General features: G+C 62.6%; 7 protein-coding genes and 1 pseudogene. 2 read left to right on the forward strand and 6 right to left on the reverse strand.

Annotation, left to right across the window (positions count from 1 at the left end):
- The first annotated feature begins 99 nt into the window (after nucleotides 1–99).
- Complete coding sequence (locus tag Q664_RS49260) at nucleotides 100–2,202, forward strand: serine/threonine protein kinase (protein WP_152622813.1); 2,103 nt, start codon at nucleotides 100–102, stop codon at nucleotides 2,200–2,202.
- A gap of 62 nt (nucleotides 2,203–2,264) precedes the next feature.
- A complete protein-coding gene (locus Q664_RS49265; RefSeq protein ID WP_160174673.1) occupies nucleotides 2,265–3,188 on the forward strand; it encodes a DUF2381 family protein in 924 nt (307 codons plus the stop codon).
- Nucleotides 3,189–3,221: 33 nt separating this feature from the next.
- Here the strand turns inward: Q664_RS49265 and Q664_RS63160 are convergent.
- From Q664_RS63160 to Q664_RS59820, 6 genes and pseudogenes are all read right to left on the reverse strand, one after another.
- A pseudogene (locus tag Q664_RS63160) lies at nucleotides 3,222–3,317 on the reverse strand (DUF5953 family protein); the annotation flags it as partial.
- 22 nt (nucleotides 3,318–3,339) lie between these two features.
- A complete protein-coding gene (locus tag Q664_RS53825) occupies nucleotides 3,340–3,972 on the reverse strand; it encodes an ankyrin repeat domain-containing protein (RefSeq protein WP_052519671.1) in 633 nt (210 codons plus the stop codon).
- Between the two features lie 3 nt (nucleotides 3,973–3,975).
- On the reverse strand, nucleotides 3,976–4,761 hold the full coding sequence (locus Q664_RS49275) for a hypothetical protein (RefSeq protein ID WP_152622814.1): 786 nt from the start codon (nucleotides 4,759–4,761) through the stop codon (nucleotides 3,976–3,978).
- A 788-nt stretch (nucleotides 4,762–5,549) separates the two neighbouring features.
- Nucleotides 5,550–6,638: a hypothetical protein gene (locus tag Q664_RS58685; RefSeq protein WP_152622815.1), complete on the reverse strand. Its 1,089-nt coding sequence runs from the start codon at nucleotides 6,636–6,638 to the stop codon at nucleotides 5,550–5,552.
- Between the two features lie 57 nt (nucleotides 6,639–6,695).
- Complete coding sequence (locus tag Q664_RS58690) at nucleotides 6,696–7,616, reverse strand: DUF6602 domain-containing protein (RefSeq protein ID WP_152622816.1); 921 nt, start codon at nucleotides 7,614–7,616, stop codon at nucleotides 6,696–6,698.
- Between the two features lie 959 nt (nucleotides 7,617–8,575).
- Nucleotides 8,576–9,254 (reverse strand): hypothetical protein (locus Q664_RS59820; protein ID WP_235217181.1); only part of this gene is annotated, 679 nt, incomplete at its 5' end.

The raw sequence follows: 9,254 nt of genomic DNA on the forward strand, positions 1-9,254 counted from the left end.
GCCAGCCTTGGAGGGGTCCACCTGCCGCCCCGGTCCCGCTGTCTGAGCCGTATTCCTGCGGTTATGCTACGCTCCCCCATCCAGGAGGTGAGGTAGAGCGTGGGACTGGTACTCAGACACCCGGAAATCGACGAGATGATCGGGGACTACAAGGTCGTGGGGCTTTTGGGCGCGGGGGGCCTTGGGATCGTCTACAAGGTCGAGCGCGGGGGCCGCTTCTTCGCGTTGAAGCTCCTCCTGGTCTCCACGCTGGACGGCAGGGGCAAGCGGGAGATCGGCATTCTCATTCACCTGGAGAATCCCGGTGTCGTCCGTTACGTGGGGTCGGACTTCTGGCCCGACCCGGCTATCGGCCATCCCTATATCGTGATGGAATTCGTTCCGGGCGACACGCTCTTTGCGTTTGCCTACAGCCAGAATCCATCGGCGCGCAAGGCGACGCGCATCGTTCTGGAAGTGGCGGTGACGCTCGGGGAGGTACACGCGGCGGGCGTGTTTCACCGTGACGTGAAGCCGGAGAACATCCTCATTCGGGAAGGGAGCGAGAAGCCGATCTTGATTGATTTCGGAATTGGTTCTCTTGCCGGAGCCCCGACTGTCACCGGCTCGCAGCTCCCGCCCGGGACAGAGGAATTCCGCTCCCCTGAGCAGATCCGGTTCCATCGCGCCAATCCAGACGGCACGGATCAATACGAGTACGGGCCCGCCGACGAGATGTGGGCGTTGGGCGTGGCCTATTACTGGCTGCTGACGGATGAGCTGCCCTTTGGCGAGCGCACGGATGAAGGTGGGCTGGATGGACTGCGCGAGCGCATCTTGACGCACAGGCCGGATGCGCCTCACGTCGTCAATCCGCACGTGCCGCTGGCAGCCTCGCTGCTGTGCATGAGGATGCTTGCTGAGCGACCGGAGGCGCGTTTCCCGGTGGTTGCGACGCTGTGCGCGGCTTTGAATGAGTCCCAATCCACCGCTGAGAGCGACGCCACCTGGGATGTGCCGCTCGGGGACCCGGACGATCCGCATCTCACAACCACGGTGGGGGACCCGGAACGGCAAGAGGCGAGCGAGCAGCGGCGTGCGTTTCTAAGGCTGAGGAAGCAACGCCCCCGGCGCGGGCGTCCCCTGCCGAAAAGGGACCGGGTGTTCTTCCTGCCCGAGGAGATGGCAGCCCCACGGGTCCCGCCAGCAGCAGCAGACCCGGACGAGTTCCCCACGGTGGACGCTCCGGGCGTGGCCGCGCCCGCTGGGGGGCACGAGCCGCCCGTTCCGAGCGCCCTGGTGCCGCCAGCTCGCGAACTCGAGCCCGCCGCCGCCGCTCACCAACCCCGTCGCGCCGCGTGGCGCCTGGGGCTCGCTGGGGCCGTGCTGCTGGTGGCCGTCGTTGCCCTGTCCGTGGGCGCGAACCTGGGGGGGCCTGGCTCTACGGGGCGCACCAGCGAGGCAGGGCTGGAGGTGCCGCTACCGTCCACGTCCCCGAGCCCTCCAGCAACCGATGCAGGCGTGCGCGGTCGTGAAGTGGCGCTTGCGGCAAAGCCGCTGGAATCTCTCCCCGGAGGAGACGCGACACCCATTGGGGCTCAACTTCCCGCGTCTACCGCTAACGCCATGCTTCGCACGTCCGCTCAGACGCCCAAGAACGAAACGCCGAAACCGCAGACGCAAGGTGCAGGGGTCCGCTTGCTGGTGAAGCCCGCAGCCGTCGCGGTCTGTGCGCTGCTCGATGGGGGATGCAGCGCGCCCGCTTCCCAGGTGCGCACCGAGCCCCCCTCGATAACGTGTCCCCAGGGATGGCAGCAGACCCACGAGCGATATGGCGTTCGCTGGGACGGCATGGCCACAGTGAAAGGGTACACGGGGGAGCCTGGAGAGGCGGCCAGGGTGAAGGATGGTCCCGCGACGCTCCAAGTCGGTTTCGTCGGGAGCGTTGGGAGTTTGCCTGACGGCACCTTGCTTGTGGGAACATGGCAGATTGGGAACGACCGCCTTTTCGGCACCTTCACCGAGGCGAAGATTCCAGGCGCGGGGACTCTCCCCGTGTGTTTGGTTGCTGGCCTTGACGAAAAAACGCCCTACATGGACGAGCACGGCAAACAGGTCTTTTGCCCCCCTGGCTTGGGCACCTGCCTTACTCCTGGAAGCAAGCCCGGCACTGCCAAGACACCCTCGCGCATTCCTCTCGCTCGGCCCACCGGGCAGCCCTGATTATTGTCGTGCCCTTTGGAGGTTGAGTTTCCGTGCTGCCTTCGTCTCCTGGTGCCCTCCTGGTGATTGCCCTCCTCTCTGGTGCCGCGCAAGCCGCAGAACCGCCACCCGTGCCCCGCTGCGCCGCGACAGCTCGCTTTGACTTGGCCACAGGCGCCCTGGAAGGAGCGCCGGACGTGTGCGCGAGCGCGGACGAGACGACGACGTTCGTCTTTGACTCCCGCGTCGCTGTGGGGGCGGTGGAGTTTCAGCGAGGGGAACGCCTCGCGCATTGGGCACCCGGGCAAGACGGGCTGAGTCTCTACGCCACTCCCAGGGCGGACTATCTGCCAGGGGAGCGGGTAAAGGTGACGGTGCGCTTCGCGGATGGCGCGGCACCGGCGAGTGCGAGCTTTTGGCTCGTGGGTCATGCGGCGAGGGGGACGCGCCGGGTGGAGGTATTCCGGCAGCCGCGCCCGCCCGACGTGCTCAAGAAAGAGCGTGACGAAGCACAGGCCGAAGCGCGCCAGTGCCAGGAGGACAAGGCGCGGCTGCTGGCCGAGCGAGAGGGGCCGGGTGGGCTCATGGGGACCGCGTGGATGGAGCGGGCTGGGAGCCTCGCGTCTCTGCCCCTTCGCTTGCAGTTGAAGCAACATCCGGCCAACGCGCTCGGGTGGGATAAAGCCTGGAGCTACAGCTACACCCGCACGGGTGAGGCCCAACCGGCAAGCGTGGCAGTGCGGCTGAGCCTGTCCAACCCCGGCGTTGAACCCTGGACGCTGGCGGGGGCGGCGCTGGTGGACTCGGCGGGGGAAGAGGTGGAACTTGCCCGGTGGCAAGAGGCACCCATTCCCGCGAAGGGAGCCGGTGCCGTCGTGGTGGGCATTGAGGGGGAGCGCGCGAAGCTCGGCTGCCCCTGCACCCTCAAGCTGTGGGAGGCAACCGGGCCGCGCACCGTCACCCTCGGGAACGTCACCTTCCCGGTGAGCCAGCAGGCGGGCCCCTGAGCACCGCCACCGCCAGCCGTGCCGAACCTCAAGGGCTGCGCGCCCGCCGATCTCCGGGAAACGCTCGTAAGCCCGTTTGAGCGCGTCCAGGTGCGCGGGGTTGTCCAGGTCGAGCGGCGCGTCCGTGAGCCCGAGGCGGGCGACCTCCGTTCTACAACGGCATGCGGTCCTTCGCTCCTCCGAGCAACTCGAACGCGGCGTCCCATTTCTGAGGGTCGGAGTCATCGCGTGGCGGCAGGCGGTCACGAGTAGGCTGTCGGTTATCGTCTGGGGCCTCTGGGTCCGCGCCCGCGTCGAGAAGTAGTCTCATCATCGGAATGTCCAGCCGCGATATCGCAATCCCGAGTGCGGTGCATCCAGTCAATCCGCCCCAGTCATTGATAGTCTGTGTGGCACCCGCGCCCAGCAGGAGAGAAGCCATTTCCACATTGCCCAGCTCCGCGCACGCCCGCAGCGGCGTATCTCCTTCACTGCTGCGCACATTGGGTTCGGCCCCCGCTTTCACGAGCACGTCGACCGCCGCTAGCTGGTTTTCGCAGACCGCCTCCAACAAAGGGGTCCTGTCCCGCTCGGCATCCCATGCGTTGACATCCGCGCCGTGCTCAAGAAGCGCCAGGAGCACATTGAGTTCGCCTCCATCGGCGAGTGCGTGGATGGCCACTTGCAACGGAAGCAGTCCCGGCCACTCCTGCTGTGGCTCGTTTGGATCGGCCCCTCCCGCCAGCAGCGCCTTGACCCGGGCCGTATCGTGCTGCTCGATCGCTGCGAGGAGTTCTTTCGACATGATTCACTTCTCCGCCATCGGATGACCAGGGGCACAATTCTTTGCTTCGAGTTTCTTGATATTCGCAATGCCCTGTTCGAGTTCGGTCATTGTTGTATCGTGGCCCGGGTCGGGCTTGCCTCCAAAGCATTCTTTCTCAATCTCCCACCGTTTCTCCAGAACTCTTTTCATCGATTCAAGACGGAGCCGGATCCTGGAACACGGCACCTTGTCCAGCTTCTCTACGTTCTTCGATCTAGGCGCCTTCGGATCGTAGGGAGGAACTAACTTCATAAGCAGCTTTTTTTCCGCCTCAAGCTCGTCGAGCCGGCTGTTCTTGCAGGTCTGATCCGGGTGGCGGGGAACCCGGTCGTACTCCTCCAAGCTGGTGTAGTTCCTACCCGTCGCCGGATTGGTCTTTTTCCACCAAGGGGTGGGAGCTGTGACCGCCGCAACCGGGTCCGAATCTACGTCCGGCACGACATCCTCTGCTTCCTGACGCTCAAATTCCTCCATGAGCCGCCGCGACTCCTCCGCCACCTCCCGCAGACGGGCCTCATACTCCCCTTGAGCGTCGACCCACTCCGGGCGACGGTCGATGTCCGGCCCGGCGGTGCTGGAGGGGTAGAGCAGAACGAGGCCCGCGAGCAACGGGCCCACGCGGGGGAGGAATTCAGCCAGCGTCCTGGCGCGTCCCGCCTGCGCGACGCCCTCCGCCCCCCTCACCACCTCGGCGGCCTGCCCGCTCGCTTTCGCGGCGCGCGAGAAGCGTTCGAAGGCCCGTTCCGCCGCGGTGAGCTTGCGGTTCAACTGTTCCCACTGACGCGGCTCGATGTCTTGGCGTGCCCGAGATAGCAGTTCTCTGGCCTTGTTCAGGTCCGCCCTTCCAATCCACGACCGTTCCGGTGTCGGCTCCATCGGCGAGGAAACGAGCCGGATGCGCGGGCCCGGGGTGGGAGTCGACGCGAAGGCATGGGGCCGTGGCATCGACTGCGGGGCGGGCGCGCTCGCGCAGGCTGAAGCCAAGAGCAGAAGTACAAGGCAGGCTCGGAAACGCATGGGAGGGTCCTCCATTCGGGCTAGGACCTAGCGGGTCCTGGCGGGGCCGAGCGGAGTATGACAGGGCGCCCCGACACTACGGACGAGCGCGCCGGGGGCACGAAAGGGGCCAGGGTGCCGCAGCCGCAACTCGGACCAGGGCGAGCGCGAACACAGCAGGCAGCCCATGCTCGGGGGCGATGCAGGCTCTAGGGCGCCAGGTTGCACGCCCCGTGTCCCGGGCCGGTGACACGGAGAGGTGCGTACCTGGAGCGCGCTAGGAGGCTCCAGCCGCGCGGCTGCTGGGGCTCGGGGCTGGTGGAGGGAACGGCACACGTCCGCCGCATTCGGGGTTGTGGAGTAGGGCGGTGACGGTGCCAGCCGGGCGCGCTCTCACGGTTAGAGTGCCGGGACAGGCGACCGCTTGCCCATAGCTGGGGGATACCGGGCATCCAGGCCGCTCGCGCCGCAACTGGCGTCCCTCGGATCTGGGGTCGGGGCAATTGGACACGAGGGCATGGGTGAGGCTTTACCGCGCACAATTCCGGAATCGGCTCGTACTAATCACTCAGCTTGTTCGAGGCTGATGGGAAGAGGCTTTTGATCTCCTGGTGAAATTCATGATAACGAGCCCATGAATTTTTTCGCAAAGTCTCCAAATCAAGCTCGATGTAATTGGAGCGCAAATGAGCCATGAGCGCAGAATACACTTTCTTGAGTGACCGCATTTCTTCTATCGTTTTCTTGTAGTCCTCTTCAGAGGTTGAGGACGGAAACATGTCTCCAGGTGCGTGCCAAATGTAAAAATCTCCAAGTCCACGTTGGTAGTGAGTCCCGTGAGACAGGACATCGCCCCAGTATTGGTGCACCTGTATCATCCAGTTTCTGGCCGTTTCGTCGTACAGATAAGTCGATGATGCCTCCCAGAGGGCACTAAAGCCTTCCCAGAAATGGAATACAGTGAAATTAATTCGATGGGGTGCGTCCTCCCAGAGACTGTCGAAGACGTCCGGATTCAGGTGTAGAAGTAGATCATTTAGAGTTCGAATGTCGCGCTGTCTCTTGAGTGAGACTGCGTCAGTCGCAACGGCGACCGGGCGATTTGGAGAGGTTTTTACAATCTCTTCAATGGCGAGAGTTAGGTCTCTGGTTAGTGCACCCAGGGCATTTGATGCGGAGTCTTTATCCTTCTTCGCGTCTCCGGTCGGGAGTGGGCATTTGAATTGGGTGATTCTTTTTTGCCTGATGTCGAAAGGAAGGCTATCTATGTCTCCAAATTCCTTATTGGAAACCATAATAATTCGCGCCCATCCGTGAAGAGCTGCTGCATAACCGAGTTCGACTAGCACGTTCGGGTTCGGCGTCTTGCGACCGGTTGTCGTGCTGCTGTTTATGATGGAGATGTCGGAAATAATGACATCTGCGGATTCTATCTTACGAAATATAGTGCTCGGTATATCGGGACTTCCAGTTTCGCCACGTGTTGCTTCGTCGAGAGTTATCTGCACGCCCGGGAGCTTCGCTTCAATAGCGCTTGCCGCATCACGTAGGGCGCTCCTGATTAAGTTTCTGCCTTGATTGTCGGGCATGTCTGACTGCCAAGAATAGAAAAGAGTGTAGGTCTTGGAGGTGTCAGCAACTGTCGTCATTGTCTCGTTTCCCCGTGTCAAATGGGTTGCCGCAAAATCTAAGCATAGCTCCTGTGCTTATCTAAATGGCACAGAATGAAATTGCGGAGCACTGAGGAGCGCCCTGCCTTCTGTGGTCAAGGAAATCACACCGCTCTCGCCTTCCATCAAAATAAACCCCTCCTCGCGTAGGCTCTCAAGCAGACGCAAGACGTACTTCCTCTCCATTCGATGCCGGTCTGTCAGATCAAATGCATTGATCTGAACCTGATCTTCCGACTCTCGGATGAATAGTGTCTGAAGAAGGACCAGATCGGCCCGGGAGTAAAGGACTGGATCCGTACTCGTATTTGTAAGCGTTCGGACGATGCGGGAAAGCGCGGTTATGAATAGCCACAAGGCCCAGGGTCCCTGCGCCTCTTCAATCAGAACGAGAGATTGCGTTATGCGACTATCCCAAACGAATATTCCATTCTCGATGATTAGAATCCCATCCACAACCTTTTGAGCAAGGTATTCACGAGCCGTTTCGATGCTGCTCCAGCCCTTATAGCCGACCGCAAAAATTGGTACGCGCCACGGAGCTGAGCCAGTAGTGTCGCCGAACAATCGGTTCAACTGGGCAAGCTTTTCTGAAGTTTTCTCAACCTGCGTCCATTGGTCGGCAAGATTTGACTTGACCTCGATGACGGCAGCCACCCCTTCAGCCAAATACAGCCGCGACTCGCCACCAGGAATTTGCAGACTGGGATAAATGGGAAATTCAACAACCAAGTCGAGCTGCCCGCTTATTTTACCAGCCAAGTCCGTGATGTCCCCAGACCCAAATCGGAACTGGGGAGGCAGCACGTTTTTTAGAAAAATATTGACAAACAACTCCCTGTCAGCACCTTTGCTGGACGAGCTTCCTTGCTCACCGGCTGCATGAGCTGCCAAGAGGAGCTGTTGAATTCCCTTAAGTCTTGCATGCAGGTAAGGATTCCCGCCTTTGGGCTCCATTTGTCCTCCAAGTTGTCGACTCGTCATGGCATGCAACGGAAGATACGGCTCACGAGTGCCGAGTGGACGCGCTTTTGGGGAGCGGTGTAGCGGTTGTGGCTGCGTCTAGCAACTCTCAGAGGATTGGTCGTGGAGTGCACGGCGGAAATGGCAGCTAGCACCAGTTCGCTCTTACGGACAGTGCCGGGTCAGGCACCGCTTGCCCACAACTGGAGAGAGGCCGGGTATCCAGGCGGCTGACGCCTCGAATGGCGTCCCGGCATCGACCCGGTTGAGTCCCTGTGGCCTTAGCCCCGCAACAGTCCTGGCACGAGAACCCAGCAAGCGAGGGGCAAGCTACACGTTCAGGACGGTCATGGGAGCGGCGAGCCACACGGCACGGGATAACCCTCCGGCGGGAGGTGGACAGCCCCCGCCGTGTTGCACGTATGTCGCAGGAGCGTGCGGAATGGGCCGGAACGGGGCGGGACAGGAGGGGACGCGGCGGGATATCGACTCCGAATCATTCCGGGCGGTTACGAGGTAAGGGCGCGATTCTGCTGAAGGTTTCGCACCACCCGGCGCGGGTTCGATTCCCGCCGCTTCCAGCCGAACCCACTCCCAACCACCCTCACCGCTGTCTGCGCTGGCCTGCTCGCCTCTTCCGGCTTCGGCGTGAAGGTATCAGGGACGCCACGCGACGCAGCAACTCCAGCCCGGTGAAGAAGACGCGGCTCCACACCAGCCAGGTATGGGTATGGGTGACGGTCGGCCAGGACCATGCCCCATCCCGCTGGTGGACGCGCGGCTGTCAGCGAAGTCCCCGCCGCTCTTGCGCGAGCGCCGACTGTATCAGGCGGACTGGCTCTTGCGCTTCCATGGCTTTCGCGTGGGTGAGCCCGCACCGCCTGGGTATCCGGACCTGTTCCTGGAGATGGCTCCCAAGCCTCGACCGGGTGCTGTGGCGGCCCACCCATGCCTCATGGGAACTCGTCGCATTCTCCGGGACGGGGGGGCACGAGGGGGAAGGCGTTCTTCTGAGAGTCGTGCACGAAGAGGCCGTCCGCCCTCACATTCCCCGACCCGGTCAAGCGTGACGCGCGCTTGTCGTCGCGCGAGAGCGCATGTTTGAGCGTCGCCCCATCCAACATCCGCAACGTGATCGAGCCATCCTTGGCGAGTTGGACGCCCCCTACGTCGAATTCAAGGGCTTCCTGGGTATCGACGATGACGCTCACCCGGTTCTCACGTACCACGATATAGACCCGCGTCCCTTCGTTCCCCAGGCAGTCGCGCCAGAGTGCCAGCCCCTGCGGTTGGCGAGCCAGTCCCCGCCAGCGCCCCGCCAGCCGCTGGACCGTTCCCAGCTCCTCCGGTGAGAGTACCGCATCAACCTTCGACAGCGGCCTGTACTCCGGGTGGGTTGCCGCAAGCTTCTCCAGCGCGGTTTTCAAGGGGCCGGGAGGGACATAACGGCTCTCCGCGAAGACCTGGATGTCGAGCTCCTTCGAATCCCCCGCGAACGTTCCCGTACGGACCCAGAGCTGATTGCTTATGTCGAGCACCACGCTCACGAACAAGCCCCTCCCCAACCCCTCGCCGGGGTGGTGCTCGACATGATGCGCGGAGCCGGACGAGGGGCCGGAGACAGGCGGTCTG

The organism is Archangium violaceum Cb vi76 (genome assembly GCF_000733295.1).
GTDB lineage: Bacteria > Myxococcota > Myxococcia > Myxococcales > Myxococcaceae > Archangium > Archangium violaceum.

What these genes read in the sequence shown, in the direction of transcription:
- Q664_RS58690 (WP_152622816.1), bottom strand. Translation starts at nt 7,616, where the DNA reads ATGGAGCCCAAAGGCGGGAATCCTTACCTGCATGCAAGACTTAAGGGA.
- Q664_RS53825 (WP_052519671.1), bottom strand. Translation starts at nt 3,972, where the DNA reads ATGTCGAAAGAACTCCTCGCAGCGATCGAGCAGCACGATACGGCCCGG.
- Q664_RS58685 (WP_152622815.1), bottom strand. Translation starts at nt 6,638, where the DNA reads ATGACGACAGTTGCTGACACCTCCAAGACCTACACTCTTTTCTATTCT.